General features: G+C 66.2%; 14 protein-coding genes. 3 read left to right on the forward strand and 11 right to left on the reverse strand.

Annotated features, from left to right (window positions below; genetic code table 11):
• Positions 1-52 precede the first annotated feature (52 nt).
• The gene (locus tag LGM42_RS31275) at positions 53-3,643 is read right to left on the reverse strand and encodes an indolepyruvate ferredoxin oxidoreductase family protein (RefSeq protein WP_226234254.1); all 3,591 of its coding nucleotides are present in this window, start codon (positions 3,641-3,643) and stop codon (positions 53-55) included.
• Positions 3,644-3,973: 330 nt separating this feature from the next.
• Between LGM42_RS31275 and LGM42_RS31280 the strand changes: the two genes are divergently transcribed.
• Positions 3,974-4,168, forward strand: a complete 195-nt coding sequence (locus LGM42_RS31280) for a hypothetical protein (RefSeq protein WP_226234255.1) — start codon at positions 3,974-3,976, stop codon at positions 4,166-4,168.
• Positions 4,169-4,303: 135 nt separating this feature from the next.
• Here LGM42_RS31280 and hppD read toward each other — a convergent pair whose 3' ends face one another.
• Complete coding sequence (hppD, locus tag LGM42_RS31285; RefSeq protein ID WP_059578227.1) at positions 4,304-5,401, reverse strand: 4-hydroxyphenylpyruvate dioxygenase; 1,098 nt, start codon at positions 5,399-5,401, stop codon at positions 4,304-4,306.
• Between the two features lie 214 nt (positions 5,402-5,615).
• On the opposite strand from hppD, the gene LGM42_RS31290 reads away from it, so the two are divergent.
• Entirely contained in the window at positions 5,616-6,131 is a 516-nt protein-coding gene (locus tag LGM42_RS31290) for an Lrp/AsnC family transcriptional regulator (protein WP_059578229.1), read from the forward strand.
• 56 nt (positions 6,132-6,187) lie between these two features.
• Here LGM42_RS31290 and LGM42_RS31295 read toward each other — a convergent pair whose 3' ends face one another.
• From LGM42_RS31295 to paaA, 9 genes are all read right to left on the reverse strand, one after another.
• A complete protein-coding gene (locus tag LGM42_RS31295) occupies positions 6,188-6,574 on the reverse strand; it encodes a DUF805 domain-containing protein (RefSeq protein ID WP_059578232.1) in 387 nt (128 codons plus the stop codon).
• Positions 6,575-7,064: 490 nt separating this feature from the next.
• A complete protein-coding gene (locus LGM42_RS31300; RefSeq protein WP_059578237.1) occupies positions 7,065-7,700 on the reverse strand; it encodes a GNAT family N-acetyltransferase in 636 nt (211 codons plus the stop codon).
• A gap of 233 nt (positions 7,701-7,933) precedes the next feature.
• Positions 7,934-8,539 carry a TetR/AcrR family transcriptional regulator gene (locus LGM42_RS31305; RefSeq protein ID WP_059578238.1) on the reverse strand — a complete coding sequence of 202 codons (606 nt, stop codon included), beginning with the start codon at positions 8,537-8,539 and terminating at the stop codon, positions 7,934-7,936.
• A 16-nt stretch (positions 8,540-8,555) separates the two neighbouring features.
• On the reverse strand, positions 8,556-9,377 hold the full coding sequence (locus LGM42_RS31310; RefSeq protein ID WP_060310168.1) for a DUF1835 domain-containing protein: 822 nt from the start codon (positions 9,375-9,377) through the stop codon (positions 8,556-8,558).
• 128 nt (positions 9,378-9,505) lie between these two features.
• Positions 9,506-10,594 carry a 1,2-phenylacetyl-CoA epoxidase subunit PaaE gene (gene paaE / locus LGM42_RS31315; RefSeq protein WP_059578243.1) on the reverse strand — a complete coding sequence of 363 codons (1,089 nt, stop codon included), beginning with the start codon at positions 10,592-10,594 and terminating at the stop codon, positions 9,506-9,508.
• A 2-nt stretch (positions 10,595-10,596) separates the two neighbouring features.
• Positions 10,597-11,160 (reverse strand): 1,2-phenylacetyl-CoA epoxidase subunit PaaD, encoded by a 564-nt coding sequence (gene paaD, locus LGM42_RS31320; protein ID WP_124659087.1) that lies wholly within the window; start codon positions 11,158-11,160, stop codon positions 10,597-10,599.
• 25 nt (positions 11,161-11,185) lie between these two features.
• The gene (paaC, locus tag LGM42_RS31325; protein WP_059643732.1) at positions 11,186-11,989 is read right to left on the reverse strand and encodes a 1,2-phenylacetyl-CoA epoxidase subunit PaaC; all 804 of its coding nucleotides are present in this window, start codon (positions 11,987-11,989) and stop codon (positions 11,186-11,188) included.
• Between the two features lie 10 nt (positions 11,990-11,999).
• The gene (gene paaB / locus LGM42_RS31330; RefSeq protein WP_006482881.1) at positions 12,000-12,284 is read right to left on the reverse strand and encodes a 1,2-phenylacetyl-CoA epoxidase subunit PaaB; all 285 of its coding nucleotides are present in this window, start codon (positions 12,282-12,284) and stop codon (positions 12,000-12,002) included.
• Between the two features lie 36 nt (positions 12,285-12,320).
• Complete coding sequence (gene paaA, locus LGM42_RS31335) at positions 12,321-13,319, reverse strand: 1,2-phenylacetyl-CoA epoxidase subunit PaaA (RefSeq protein WP_226234256.1); 999 nt, start codon at positions 13,317-13,319, stop codon at positions 12,321-12,323.
• 201 nt (positions 13,320-13,520) lie between these two features.
• Here paaA and LGM42_RS31340 point away from each other — a divergent pair, with 201 nt between their 5' ends.
• Complete coding sequence (locus LGM42_RS31340; RefSeq protein ID WP_226234257.1) at positions 13,521-14,786, forward strand: SGNH/GDSL hydrolase family protein; 1,266 nt, start codon at positions 13,521-13,523, stop codon at positions 14,784-14,786.
• The last annotated feature ends 578 nt before the right edge of the window (positions 14,787-15,364 follow it).

Consider the following 15,364-nt stretch of genomic DNA (forward strand, 5'->3'; position numbering starts at 1 on the left):
GGACGTCAGGAAGACCGTCGGGAACGCGCCCGCCCGCGGCGCGGGCCGTTCGTTACGCGACCTGCTGGTGCGACTGGCCGCCTGCCGGCGACCGCCACTTCGCGAGCAGCGTGTCCCACTTCTGGCGTACCGCGCGCAGGTTGTTCTCCTTCACGTGGCCGTAGCCGCGAATGCCGTCTGGCAGCGCCGCGAGCTCGAGCGCGAGCGGGCGGTTGGCCGCGTTCAGCTTGGCCAGCACCTCGCCGATCAGCGCTTCGTACTCGCCGATCAGCGCGCGCTCGGTGCGGCGCTCCGCGGTGCGGCCGAACGGGTCGAGCGCCGTGCCGCGCAGGAACTTCGCCTTCGCGAGCAGCCGGAAGGCCGACATCATCCACGGGCCGTACGCCTTCTTCACGAGATGGCCGTGCGCATCCGTCTTCGCGAACAGCGGCGGCGCGAGGTGGAATTTCAGCTTCCAGTCGCCTTCGAACTGTGCGGTCAGGCGCGCGAGGAACGCAGGGTCGGACTGCAGCCGTGCGACCTCGTATTCGTCCTTGTACGCCATCAGCTTGAACAGGTTGCGCGCGACCGCTTCGGTCAGCGGCTCCTGCACCGTGTCGCCGTCCGCCAGTGCCCGCTCGGCGGCGCGCACCTTGTCGACGAACGCCGCATAACGCGACGCGTACGCGGCGTTCTGGTACGCGGTCAGGAATTCGACGCGCTTCGCGATCAGCGCGTCGACCGCCTTCTTCGTGTGCAGCGAGATCACCGTGGCGCCTTGCGCGGGCCGGGCGTCGCCGGCCGCGGCCTGCTTCACGCTGGCCAGGTCGTACGCGGCGCGGCGGCCCCAGTCGAACGCAGCGCGGTTCTTGTCGACCGACACCGCGTTCAGCTCGATCGCGCGTTCGAGCGACGCGAGCGTCAGCGGCAGCCAGCCCTTCTGCCATGCGTAGCCGAGCACGAACGGGTTCGTGTAGATCGCGTCGCCGAGCAGCGCGACCGCGAAGCGGTTCGCGTCGATGAAATCCACCGCTTCACCGGCGGCCGCGCGGATGTCGTTCTCGGCGGACAGGCCGGGGAACGCCCAGTTCGGGTTCTTGATGAACTCGGCGGTCGGCGTCTGCGCGCTGTTGACCACCACGCGCGTCGCGTCGTGCCGCATCCGCGACGTGCACTCGTCGCCGGCCGTGACGATCGCGTCGCAGCCGATCACGAGATCGGCTTCGCCCATCGCGATCCGCGTCGCGTGGATGTCGGTCGGCGCGTGCGAGATCTGCACGTGGCTCATCACGGCGCCGCCTTTCTGCGCGAGGCCCGTGACGTCGAGCACGGTCACGCCCTTGTTCTCCAGGTGCGCGGCCATCCCGAGCAGCGCGCCGATCGTGACGACGCCCGTGCCGCCCACGCCGGTGACGAGCACGCCGTACGCACGCTCGATCGCCGGCAGCGTCGGTTCCGGAATCGGCGGCAATGCGCTGCCGTCGACCGACACGGCCTTCGGCTTCTTCAACTGGCCGCCCTCGACCGTGACGAAGCTCGGGCAGAAGCCCTTCACGCACGAGAAGTCCTTGTTGCAGCTCGACTGGTTGATCTGGCGCTTCGTGCCGAATTCGGTCTCCAGCGGCTCGACCGACAGGCAGTTCGACTGCACCGAGCAGTCGCCGCAGCCTTCGCACACCGCTTCGTTGATCACGACGCGTTTCGCCGGGTCCGGATACGTGCCGCGTTTGCGGCGGCGGCGCTTCTCGGTCGCGCACGTCTGGTCGTAGATCAGGATCGTCGTGCCTTCGATCTCGCGCAGCTCGCGCTGCACGTCGTCGAGCTGGTCGCGGTGATGGATCGTCACGCCCGGCGCGAGCAGCGCCTTCTGGCTGTCGTACTTCTCCGGCTCGTCGGTGACGATCACGATCTTCTTCGCGCCTTCGGACGCGAGCTGGTGCGTGATCTGCGGCACCGTCAGCACGCCGTCGACCGGCTGGCCGCCCGTCATCGCCACCGCGTCGTTGTAGAGGATCTTGTAGGTGATGTTCGCCTTCGACGAGATCGCCGCGCGCACCGCGAGCAGCCCCGAATGGAAATAGGTGCCGTCGCCGAGGTTCGCGAACACGTGCTTCTCGTCCGTGAACGGCGCCTGGCCGATCCAAGGCACGCCTTCGCCGCCCATCTGGCTGAAGGTGCTCGTGCTGCGGTCCATCCACACGGTCATGTAGTGGCAGCCGATCCCGGCGATCGCGCGCGAGCCTTCCGGCACGTTCGTCGACGTGTTGTGCGGGCAGCCCGAGCAGAACCACGGCTTGCGCTCGGTCTGCACGTGCGGCTTCGCGAGCGCCATTTCCTTCGCGTTGATCACCGCGAGCCGCGCCGCGATGCGCGCGCGCACGTCGGACGGCAATTCGAATTTATCGAGCCGCGTCGCGATCGCCTTCGCGATGATCGCGGGCGACAGCTCGTAGTGCGCGGGCAGCAGCCAGTTGCCCATCGGCACCGACCATTCGCCGCCGGCGCCGTCCTTCTCGTCGAACTTGCCGAACACGCGCGGGCGTTGCGCATCGGGCCAGTTGTACAACTCTTCCTTGATCGCGTATTCGAGGATCTGGCGCTTTTCCTCGACCACCAGGATTTCGTCGAGGCCGCGCGCGAACGCCTGCGCGCCCTGCGCTTCGAGCGGCCACACGCAGCCGACCTTGTAGAGCCGGATGCCGATCCGCGCGCAGGTTTCGTCGTCGAGGCCGAGGTCGATCAGCGCCTGGCGCACGTCGAGGTATGCCTTGCCGCCGGTCATGATCCCGAAGCGCGCGCTCGGCGAATCGATCTCGATCCGGTCGAGCTTGTTCGCACGCACGTAGGCGAGCGCCGCGTACCACTTGTAGTCGAGCAGCCGCGCTTCCTGCACGAGCGGCGGATCGGGCCAGCGGATGTTCAGCCCGCCTTCCGGCAGGATGAAATCGGTCGGCAGCACGATCTCGGTGCGATGCGGGTCGATGTCGACCGACGCCGACGATTCGACGACGTCCGTCACGCACTTGAGCGCGACCCACAGGCCCGAGTAGCGGCTCATCGCCCAGCCGTGCAGGCCGAAATCGAGATATTCCTGCACGTTGGACGGGAACAGCACCGGCAGCCCGCAGGCCTTGAAGATGTGCTCGGACTGGTGCGCGAGCGTCGACGATTTCGCCGCGTGGTCGTCGCCGGCGAGCACGAGCACGCCGCCGTGCTGCGACGAGCCGGCCGAGTTCGCGTGCTTGAAGACGTCGCCGGTGCGATCGACGCCCGGGCCCTTGCCGTACCACATGCCGAACACGCCGTCGTATTTCGCGCCGGGGTACAGGTTCACCTGCTGCGAACCCCACACGGCGGTGGCGGCCAGATCTTCGTTGAGGCCGGGCTGGAAGACGATCTGGTGGGCGGCCAGGTGCTGCTTGGCTTTCCATAGCGACAGATCGAGGCCGCCGAGCGGCGAGCCGCGGTAGCCGGAGATGAAGCCGGCCGTATTGAGACCGGCGGCGCGGTCGCGTTCCTGCTGGAGCATCGGCAGGCGCACGAGGGCCTGGATGCCGCTCATGTACGCGCGGCCGCGTTCCAGCGTGTATTTGTCGTCAAGCGTGACGGACTTCAGCGCGGCTTCTAGCGACGCGCGTTGGTCTGCGTCTAGCGGGGCATTCATTAACTGTCTCCTCCACCCGGTCTGGGATCACCAAAACTTCGGTTGCGTCGGCATCTTTTGGACGCATCTGCAGTGGCCGGCATGTTCGCCGGTTTTAAGGGATGGTAGCACTGGGGCAAACCCGCCGCCCATCGGTCGCGACGCGGGGGCACGGGCGTCCGCACGTCGCGAAACAGGGCGAGATCATGCGTTACATCATGTAAAAGCATGTAAAGCGGCATTGATCTGCGGGCAAATGCCGTTAATCTTGTCGGCCTGCCGGAGGTGCCCGGCCGCGTGGGTGCGTTCCGACGCGCTCGGGGAGGCGCCGGCAGTTTTACAGGAGGTGCAATGAACACACGTCATATCCAGAGTTTCCTGATCGTGTCCGCCGCGTTTTTCGCGATGACCGGCCCGGTGCGTGCGCAAGGCGCGAGCGCGCTGGCGGCAGCCGGCGCGCAGATGCTTCAGATCGTGCCGGCCCAGGACGCCGCGGCACAGCCGTCTGCCGCGCGTGCCGCCGAGTCGAAGGCGAGCGTGCGTTGATGCGATCGCGCGGCCTGCGGGCCGCGCCGGCATGCAAAAAGGGCGGGAATCCTCGGATTCCCGCCCTTTTTCTTTGCGTCGCCGGATCGTGCGGCTGGCCCGGTGGCGCGGCGCTGCGCCACCCCGGCGGATGCGTCAGGCCTTGTCCTGCACGACGCCGCGGCGGATCTGGTCGAGTTCGATCGATTCGAACAGCGCCTTGAAGTTGCCCTCGCCGAAGCCCTGGTTGCCCTTGCGCTGGATGATCTCGAAGAAGATCGGCCCGATCTGGTTCTCGGTGAAGATCTGCAGCAGCAGGTCGTCGCGCGCGCCGTCGATCAGGATCTTGCGCTTCTTCAGTTCTTCCAGCGATTCGCCATGGTTCGGCACGCGGCGGTCGACCAGCTCGTAATACGTGTCGATCGTGTCGAGCAGCTTCACTTCCTTGCTGCGCAACCCGTCGACCGCCTGGTAGATGTCGCTCGCGCCGAGCGCGATGTGCTGGATGCCTTCGCCGTGATACGCGTCGAGGTATTCCTGGATCTGGCCGGCCGTATCCGAGCCTTCCTCGTTGATCGGGATGCGGATCTTGCCGCACGGCGACGTCATCGCCTTCGACTTCACGCCCGTCACCTTGCCTTCGATGTCGAAGTAGCGCACTTCGCGGAAGTTGAACAGGCGCTCGTAGAACTCGGCCCATTCCTGCATGCGGCCGCGATGCACGTTGTGCGTCAGGTGATCGATGTAGGTGAGGCCGTGGCCGACCGGGTTCGGGTTCGCGCCGGGAATCGGCTCGAAGTCGACGTCGTAGATGCTGATGTCGCCGATCGCGCCCGGTTGCGCGCCGTTCTTGCCGCGCCAGCGGTCGACGAAATAGATCAGCGAATCGCCGATCCCCTTGATCGCCGGGATGTTCAGCTCCATCGGGCCCGTCTTGTTGTCGAAGCCCCACGCGCCGAGTTCGAGCGCGCGCTGGTATGCCTTGGCGGCGTCCTGCACGCGGAACGCGATCGCGCAGATCGACGGGCCGTGCAGCCGCGCGAAGCGTTGCGCGAACGAATCGGGTTCCGCGTTGATGATGAAGTTGATGTCGCCCTGGCGGTACACCGTCACGTCCTTGTGGCGGTGGCGCGCGATCGCGGTGAAACCCATCCGCTCGAACAGTTGTCCGAGCGCTTTCGGGTCCGGCGCCGTGTATTCGATGAATTCGAAGCCGTCGGTGCCGACGGGGTTGTCCCAGGTGGGGATCTGCATGTCGTGTCTCCTGTGCGGGGCGATCGGCCGGCGCGGCGTGCGCATGTCCGGCCTGGTTCGATGTCGACGGCCGTGCCCGTCACCAGCATGCGCGGCAAGTCGATACATGCGACAGAGTGTAGCGGGCGGCCGCGAGCGGAAACTTGCGAACTTAATCGCCCGCGCCTACGATGGCGCAATTTCCAGTCTCAAAATTAGCGATGGAGGGCAGAAGATGGCGCAGGCTGAATTGGATGCCATCGACCGGCGGATTCTCGCGATTCTTCAGGAGAACGGGCGCCTGTCGAACCAGGAGATCGCCGAGCGCGTTAACCTGTCGCCGAGCCCCTGCCTGCGGCGAATCCGGCGGCTCGAGGAAATCGGCGTGATCACCGGCTATGTCGCGCTGCTGAATCCGCAGAAGCTCGGGCTCGACCTGCTCGCGTACGTGAGCGTGCGGCTCGAGAAGCGCGGCGGCCTCGCGCCGGTCCGGGCCGACGAGACGTCGGCGCGCGCGGGCGCGACCCACGCGGAACTGTTCCGCGCGGCCGTGCAGACCTGGCCGGAAGTGGTCGCGTGCCACGCGATGACGGGTGACATGGATTACCTGCTGCGCGTGCAGGTCGAGGACATGGCGCATTTCTCCCGCTTCGTGCAGGAGCATCTGCTGCATCACCCGTCGGTGATCGACGTGAAAACGAGCTTCTCGCTCGATTGCTTCAAGGAAACGACGGCGTTGCCGATTCGCTGACGGCGACGTGTGATGTAGATGCGACGCGCCGGCTTGCCGTACCGCCGGTGCGGGGGCTACGTGCGGGTGCGGCGCGGATCGGGGCCGTATTGATTACCGGCGTTGCGGGGCGCGAGCCACAGCGACACGAGGATCACAATGGGGGCTGCGAACAGGAAGTAGCCGATGCACAGCAGGCCGGAGCGATTGCTGTCGTGCAGGCGCCTGACGTTGTAGGCCAGGGTCGCGCATAGCGACGCGAGCCCGGCGCAGAACAGCAGGAACGACGTGAGCGTTGCGTCGGCGGAAAGCCGAGTGTGGGACCATTTGATCAGCGTGATCAGAAGATAAAAGAGCGGGTAATGGCCGAGCAGGAAGCAGAGGAAATCCCGGCGTCGCTCTCGGCCCCGAAACGACAGCATGCGCCGATAGCCGTTCAGCCATGCATGCAGCGCGGTCTTCATTGTCATCTCCAACCATGGCGGCGGCGCAGGAACAGCATGGTGATACCTGCGTTGTCCCGTCATACCCTTATCCAACATGAAATAGACGAAGCGGGAAAATAGGTTCGATGGATGAAGGCGTAGCCCGAGTATGGAGAAACCACGGGTAGACAGCCTGTCACTTCGACCTTTCGCGGAATGAAATAAGCGACCGATCATATATCGGCGGGCGCTCAAAGATCAATGGGACGGATACGAAAGTAGATGTTCTTCTGCGCGAGCACTGTCCGGCGACAGATGAGCTTGAACCGCACTGCCAGCGGACGCGCTGCGCCGGAGCGCGGGAAACATGCCGTGATGTCGGCTGCAAGGGCGGCCGTATCGGTGAGGCGATGGGGTGACAATGACGTCGGCAGCCGCCGGACACGCGAAGCGCGAAAGGGGCGAGCCCTTTTTCGCGGGCTGCAACGGCAGCGCGTTGGGGCTTGAGGTTGGCGAGTCGGGCCCGGCGTCAGGCCGGCATCAGCGATTCGATGAACTTCGTCGTGCGGCGCGCCTGGCGCTTCATCGCGTAGTCGAACACCGCGGCCTGTTCCTGCAGCATCTCGGCGATGATCGTCGAGTGGTCGGCCGGCGGCAGCGACAGGTACGCATCGGCTTCGCCGTACGCGTACTCGATCCGCATCCCGGATTTCTTCGCGATGTGCATCATCGTCGCGTTACGCGACAGGCAATGCATGTACAGCATCGTCACGTGCGTGTTGCGGCTGCGGATCGCCGCGCGCTCGAACAGCTTCGAGCCGACGCCGCGGCCGCGCGCGCTTTCGAGCACCGACACGCCGAATTCGGCCGTGCGCGTGTCGCCCTCGGCCGGCAAGTAGGCCAGGTGGCCGACGCCGATCAGTTCGAGGTCGTGGTCGAACACGCCGAACACGGTATCGCGACCGAAATCGATCGTGCGGACATAGTTCTCGATCACGTGGTCGGGCACCATCTGGCCGAAGCGCAGCAGGCGGTCCTCTTCGTCGAGCGAGAGAAAGTGGGTGAGCATTTGCTCACGGTCTTTGGAAGCCAGTTCCCTGACGAGAACCGGCGCAGTACCGACCTTGCCGACAGCATCGGCACGACCGTTGAATTGCGTGTTCATCGTGGGTTCCTCAGTGTGGGTGCACAAGCGGGTTGTGCAATGCAACAGCATTTTACCCGAGCGAGGTTGGGGAAAACCCGTATTTGACGTTCTTTGTCCTGAGGGGGAATTCTAAATCCGCTTAGTTAATTCCGTAACTTGCTGATTTTGAAGGGATTTAAAATTCATCATATGAAATGCGCGACGGGTGGTGCCACTGTGCCCGTCGCGCAACGCATGCTGCTGCGCGACAATCAGGCCGCCGTCGACAGCCCGCGCTCGATCAGGTCGATCACCTGTTCGGCGAAGTCGCGGTAGCCGAGGCGGCCGCCGGGCTTCAGCCACGTGAAGGTCCAGTTGATCATCCCGAACACCATCATCGTCACCGGGGTCTGGTTTTCCTTTGAGATCCGGTCCGGGTAGGCGCGCGCGAGCTGTCGCGTGAACGCCGCGACGATGTCGCGCTGGCGGTCGAGCACGATTTCGCGCTGCGCGTCCTCCAGATACTTCACGTCGTTGAGCAGCGCGACGTGGCGGCTGTGCGACGTCTCGTACTCGGCGAGGAACGCGCGCACGAGTTCGGCGAACGCGTCGCGCTCGCTGAGGCCGCGCCGCTGGCTCGCGCCCTCGACCTCGGCGATGATCAGCATCAGCCGCTTCGTGTAGCGGTCGAGCAGGTCGAACAGGATCGCTTCCTTGCTCTCGTAATAGTGATAGAGCCGCGCCTTCGACGTGCCGCTCGCGGTCGCGAGATCGGACATCGACGTGCTCGGGTAGCTCGTCTGCGCGAATTTCTCGGCGGCCAGGTCGAGGATCTGCTCGCGCTGGGATTCGTGGTCGGGCGCTCGGGTTCGGGCCATGGTCGAATGCGGAAGATTAGCGGTGCGCCGCCGCGGCGGCTGCGCGCACCTGCGTGGAAGAGAGGGCTGCGGGCGCATCGTCCTGCAGTTCGAGCCGGCCGGCTGCCGCGAGCTCGCGGCAGCGCCACCAGGCGATCGAGTCGCTGACGAACAGCCCGCCGCGGTCGGCCGCGGCCATGATGCTGCCGACGAGGCGCTGCGCGGGCTGCCAGTCGGCTTCCGCGCGCGCGACGATCAGCGCGTCGAGATCGGCGTAGTGGCCGCTCTTGATCGTGTTGCTGACCCAATAACGCAGTTCGGCGTTCAGGTGCTTCGCCTCCTGCCATTCGAGCGCGAGGCGGCCGATGCGCAGGACCGAGACCGGCGCGGCCGCCGGCCGCTTGCGCGCCAGTTCCGCGGGCGAGAACATTCCGGTCGCGCACGCCTGGTCGGTGCGCGACAGCGCTGCGCGCTGCGCGGCGTCGAGGTCGGCGGCCGACAGCCGCACCTCGTTCAGGCGCTGCGGCACGTTGCGCAGGTGATAGGCGACCCGGCGCAGCAGCAGCTTGTCGCCGACGCTCGGCGCGTGCCACACGACGACCTGGCCGGCATCCATCGCAAGCTGGTCGAGGCGCGCGAATTCGGCCTCGATTTCCGCGTTCCAGTCGGGAATCTGGTCGCCGAGCACGTGCTGCCAGAACGCGGCGCGTGTGTCGGGCGTCTCGTCGACGCCCTTCAGCGGCCCGACGCCGAGATCGTCGAGCAAACCGACGACGCGCTCGTCGCGTCCGGCTAGCGCAAGGGCCTCGCGCAGCGACGCGGCGGCGGTGCCGCCCTGAATCACATGAATGGTACTCATCGGCCTGTCGTCAACAAAAGAAAACCGCCGGCCGGGCGGACGTTGCGATGTCCAGCCGGCCGGCGGCCCCTAGTGTAAGCGAGATGTGTGACGACGAGAAACCGCCCGGCGCCGCGACGCGACGCCGCTCAACGCTCATCGAAGCTCACGACGACCTTGTCGCTGATCGGGTGGCACTGGCACGTGAGCACGAAACCGTCCTTCACTTCGTGCTCCTCGAGCGTGTAGTTCTTCTCCATCCGCACTTCGCCTTCGATCACCTTCGCGCGGCACGTGCAGCACACGCCGCCCTTGCATGCGTACGGCAGCGCGAGGCCCGCGCGCAGGCCCACGTCGAGCAGGCTCACGCCTTCGTACGGCAAGCGCAGCTTGCGCTTCTTGCCGTCGAGCACGATTTCGAGGTCGGCGGCCGGTGTCTGCGCGGTGATCTCGACGACCGGTGCGCCGGCCTGCGGCAGCGGCGTGCCGAAGCGCTCGACGTGCACCTTCGCCTGCGGCACGCCGGCCGCCTTCAGCGCCGCTTCGGCGGCGTCCATCATCGGCGCCGGGCCGCAGATGAACGCCTCGTCGATCGCGTCGGCCGGCGTCAGCGTCGCGAGGAATTCCGCGCATTTCGCCTGGTCGAGCACGCCGTTGAACAGCTCGACGTCCTGCAGGTCGTCCGACAGCACGTGATAGAGGACGAAGCGGTTCATGTAGCGGTTCTTCAGGTCCTCCAGCTCCTCCGCGAACATGATCGCGTCGACGCTGCGGTTCCCGTAGATCAGCGTGAACGTGCTGCGCGGCTCGAGCTCGAGCGTCGTCTTCACGATCGCGAGCACCGGCGTGATCCCCGAGCCGCCGGAAAACGCGACGTACTGCTTGCCGTGGTCGGCGTTCAGGTGCGTGAAGAAGCGGCCGTCCGGCGTCATCACGTCGATCGTGTGGCCGGGCTTCAGCGTGTCGAACGCGAAGTTCGAGAAGCGGCCGCCGCGCACGCGCTTGATGCCGATGCGCAGTTCGCCGTCGCGGTCGTAGTCCGTCGTGCCGACGCAGATCGAATACGAGCGGCGCGTCTCCTCGCCGTCGATGTGGGTCTTCAGCGTGACGAACTGGCCCTGCGTGAAACGGTATGCGTCGCGCAGCTCGGGCGGCACGTCGAACGAGACGGTGACGGCATCGGCGGTCTCGGGCCGCACGTCGCGGATACGCAACGGGTGAAATTGCGGGGTCGCCATATTCAGTAGGGTTTGAAGTAGTCGAAGGGTTCGCGGCAGTCGACGCAGCGATACAGCGCCTTGCAGGCCGTGGACGCGAATTGCGCGAGACGTTCGGTGCGCGCGGAGCCGCAGCGCGGGCAGGTCGGCGCCGCGACGGGCCGCGGCACGAAGCGCACGACGTTTTCCCGCGGCGCGGTGCTGCCGCACTGGCCGACCGGCGGCGCGATGCCGTAGGCCCGCAGCTTGTCGCGCGCTGCCTGCGTGATCCAGTCGGTCGTCCACGCGGGGGCGAGCACCGTCTCGATCCGGTGCGGCGGCAGATCGGCGGCCTGCAGCGCGGCGGCGATGTCCTCGGCGATCTGCGACATCGCCGGGCAGCCCGAGTAGGTCGGCGTGATCACGACTTCGAGCCGGCCGTCGTCCGCGCGGCGGACGTCGCGCAGGATGCCGAGCTCGCGGATCGACACGACCGGAATCTCCGGATCGGGCACGGCTTCCAGCACGTCCCATGCGCGGGCGAGCAGCGGATCGTCGCGGTGCGCGGCGGGAGCGCCGTGGGTAGGGGCGGCGGTCTGGGCGGACATCCTCGGGCTCCGTGACGTGGGGCGGTTACCAGCTCGCGCCGGGATGCTGACGCGCGAGGCTCTGCATTTCGGCGAGCAGGTAGCCCATGTGCTCCGAGTGCTCGCCCTGCTTGCCGGTCGTCACATGCTTCACCGGAGTCGGCGGCGTGAGCGTGGCCTCGGCGAGCGCATCGTCCACGTCCGCGCGCCACGCGGCCTCGATCGCGGCCGGCGCCGGACCGATGCCCGGTGCGACGATCGCGTCGTCGACCGCATCGGCGGCGAAGAATTCGCGCGTGTACGGCATCAGGTAATCGAGCGCGGCCTGCGCGCGGCGGTGCGATTCGTCGGTGCCGTCGCCGAGGCGCACGAGCCATTCGCGCGCATGCTGCACGTGATAGCGGGTTTCCTTCACCGATTTCGCGGCGATCGCGGCGAGTTGCGTGTCGGTCGACGTTTCCAGCGCGCTCCACACGTGCAGCATCAGCGCCGCGTACAGGAAGTTGCGCACGATCGTCACCGCGTAGTCCTTGTCGGCGTGCGCGGTACCGGAGAGCGGGCCATAGTGCGGCAGCTCGGCGAGCGTGAAGTTCGCGAATTCGCGCTCGGTGCGGAAGTACGCGTAGTCGTCCTCGGTCTTCGTCGCGCCGGTGAGCTGGCGCTCGAGCTCGGCCGCGTGCGTATACAGCATGCGCGCCTGGCCGATGAGGTCGAGGCTCATGTTGGTGAGCGCGATGTCTTCCTCGAGGATCGGGCCGTGGCCGCACCATTCGGCGTTGCGCTGACCGAGGATCAGCGCATTGTCCGCGAGGCGCAGCACGTAGGAGAGGTGTTCGGGCGTGATCGTCATGGCGCGGGCGTTACATGTGGTTGACTTCGTCGGGCAGCGTGTAGAACGTCGGGTGACGGTAGATCTTGTCGCCCGCCGGCTCGAACAGTTCGGCCTTCTCGCTCGGATCCGACGCCGTGATCGCCGACGACGGCACCACCCAGATGCTCACGCCTTCCTGGCGACGCGTGTAGACGTCGCGCGCCATGCGCAGCGCCATCGTCGCATCGGCGGCGTGCAGGCTGCCGCAGTGCTTGTGGTCGAGGCCCTGCTTGCTGCGCACGAACACTTCCCAGATCGGCCATTCCTTGTTCATTACCTTCTCCTGATTCATGAATTCGAGGGGGGCCGCTCAGGCGGCGTGCTGTTCGGCGCGGGCGCGGCGCTTCGCTTCGTGCGCGAGCGCGGCTTCGCGCACCCAGGCGCCGTCCTCGTGCGCCTTCACGCGAGTGGCGAGGCGTTCCTTGTTGCACGGGCCGTCGCCGTTGACCACGCGCCAGAATTCGTCCCAGTCGATCGCGCCGTAGTCGTAGTGACCGCGCGCCTCGTTCCATTTCAGGTCGGGGTCGGGCAGCGTCACGCCGAGCACCTTCGCCTGATCGACGGTCGCGTCGACGAATTTCTGGCGCAAATCGTCGTTCGAGATCCGCTTGATACCCCATTTCGCGGACTGATTGCTGTGGACCGAATCCACGTCGCTCGGGCCGAACATCATCAGCACCGGCCACCACCAGCGGTCGACGGCCTGCTGGACCATCGCACGCTGCGCGTCGGTGCCCTTCATCATCGACAGCAGCGCGTCGAAACCCTGGCGCTGATGGAACGACTCTTCCTTGCACACGCGGATCATCGCGCGCGCGTAGGGGCCATACGTGCAGCGGCACAGCGGGATCTGGTTCATGATCGCGGCGCCGTCGACGAGCCAGCCGATCACGCCGACGTCGGCCCAGGTCGGCGTCGGGTAGTTGAAGATGCTCGAGTATTTGGCCTTGCCCGCGTGCAGCGCGTCGACCAGCGAATCGCGCGATACGCCGAGCGTTTCGGCCGCGCTGTAAAGATAAAGGCCATGGCCGGCTTCGTCCTGCACCTTCGCGAGCAGGATCGCCTTGCGCTTCAGGCTCGGCGCGCGCGAGATCCAGTTGCCTTCCGGCAGCATGCCGACGACTTCCGAGTGCGCATGCTGCGAGATCTGGCGGATCAGCGTCTTGCGATAGGCGTCGGGCATCCAGTCCTGCGGTTCGATCTTGCCGTCCGCGGCCATCACCGCATCGAACCGCGCCTGCTCGGGCGACTCGGCTGCGGCGTCGAGCGGCGCGACGTTGCCGGGGATGTCGAGGGATTGCGTGTACATGGCGGAGGCTCTCGTCCGGTTGAATGTGTGCGAAGTATAAACCAACCGACCGGTCGGTTAATAAATTTCTTGCGGATTTGCGGCGGGACTGGGGTAAACGAGGGACATCGGGGCGCGATCGAATGGCGCAAGTGCGGCTTCACGCGAGGGTCCCGGCGTCTTCTGCGGCACAATGCCCGCTTTCCGATGAGGATCTTGCCGATGTCATTTCGAAGCAGTTTCGCCGCGGCCGTGCTGGGTGCGGCCGTTTTCGTGTCGCCGCTCGAGGCGTCGGCCGCGCCGGCCGGATGGGTCGCCGCGTGGGCGACCGCACTGCAGCCGATTCCCGACCTCGCCGCGCCGCCGCCGCTTTACCGCGCGCCCGACGTGGCCGGCCGAACCGTGCGCCAGGTCGTCTATCCGACCGTGTCGGGGCCGGCCGCGCGGATTCGCGTGAGCAACGCATACGGTCGCGCGCCGCTGGTCGTCGAGGCCGCGAGCCTCGCGCGTGCCGGCGAAGGTGCCGCGCTCGCCGGCGGCGCGGCGGTGCCGGTCCGGTTTGGCGGCAAGGCGTCGGTGACGCTCGCGCCTGGTCACGAGATCGAAAGCGATCCGGTGACGATCGACGTGACGGCCGCGCGCCCGTATGCGATCAGTCTCCAGATGGGGCCGAACCAGCGGATGACGGTCTGGCACCGCGTGTCGAATCAGTTCAATTATGTCTCCGCGCCGGGCGATCACCTGGGCGACCCGGGCGCCGACGCGTTTCGCACCCGTTTTACCCAATATGCGTGGGTGACCGAGTTGGCTGTCGAGTCCGGCGCCGCGCGCGCCAGCGTCGCCGCGATCGGCGATTCGATCACCGACGGGCTGCGCTCCACCGTCAACCGGAACCGCCGTTGGCCGGACGCACTCGCGCGCAGGCTGGCCGCGTCGGGCGCCGATTCGATCGGTGTCGTGAATCTCGGCATTAGCGGGAACCGGCTGCTCAGCGACTCCGCGTGCTACGGCACCTCGCTGGCGTCGCGATTCGAGCATGATGCGCTGTCGCGCTCCGGCGTGAAGGCGGCGATCGTGCTGATCGGGATCAACGACATCAACTTCGCGGCGATGCCGCCGCGCGCCGGGCTCGATTGCGATCACCCGCATACGCAGGTAACGGCCGCATCGCTGATCGACGGCTATCGCCGGCTGATCGACGCGGCGCATCGCCAGGGCGTGAAGGTCTTCGGCGCGACGCTCACGCCGGCGGCGTTGCCGGCCGGGCGCGAGGCGATCCGGCTCGAGGTGAACCGGTGGATCCGGAGCGGCGGCGGGTTCGACGGCGTGGTGGACTTTGACGCGGTGCTGCGCGATCCGGCGCGTGCGAGCGTGTTGCAGCGCCGATACGATAGCGGCGATGGAATCCATCCGAGCGATGCCGGTTACACGGCGATGGCCGATGCGGTGCCGCTCGAGCAATTGCAGGCTGCCGTGGGCGGCAAGTGACGCCCCTCTATATATAGAGAGGAATATTGCAGACGGCCTGTCGGCGGACAGCGCTACATCGTTCGTCGAGCCCCCAGCCTCCGTGCGCGACAGCGCACGGAGGCCTTTTCAAAGTTTCTTCACAAAGAGCTTGCGTGGATGGGGGCGGATGCTTAGAATCACGCCTCTTTCGCGCTAACGGAAACGCGGCGCGGGAGGGAGGGAAGCGGTGCTGTTGGGGTTCGGTGGTAACGAGCCTCGGCGGCGCAGGAAGATGGGCCCCGCAGTCGCAACGAAGCAGTTCAGAAAGTTGTTGACGAGCTGCGAAACACGGTTCATAATCTCGCTTCTCTGCTGCTGAAAACGCAGCGCTGCTGGGAAACACGGAGTTTCTCGCAGAAACGCTCTTTAAAAATTAACAGCCGATAAGTGTGGGCGCTTGATGAAAGCGAGCTGATCCTCGGATCAGATGGCGAAAGTATCAAGAGTCTCACACTAAAGTAAGTCAGGTTTATGAAGTGATTCATATTCCTGTCAGCTTTGAGTGAGCGACCGGTTCTTAACGGAACCGAAAACAGTAACAGGTTTGAACTGAAGAG

The sequence above is a fragment of the Burkholderia sp. AU39826 genome (genome assembly GCF_020419965.1).
Lineage (GTDB): Bacteria > Pseudomonadota > Gammaproteobacteria > Burkholderiales > Burkholderiaceae > Burkholderia > Burkholderia semiarida.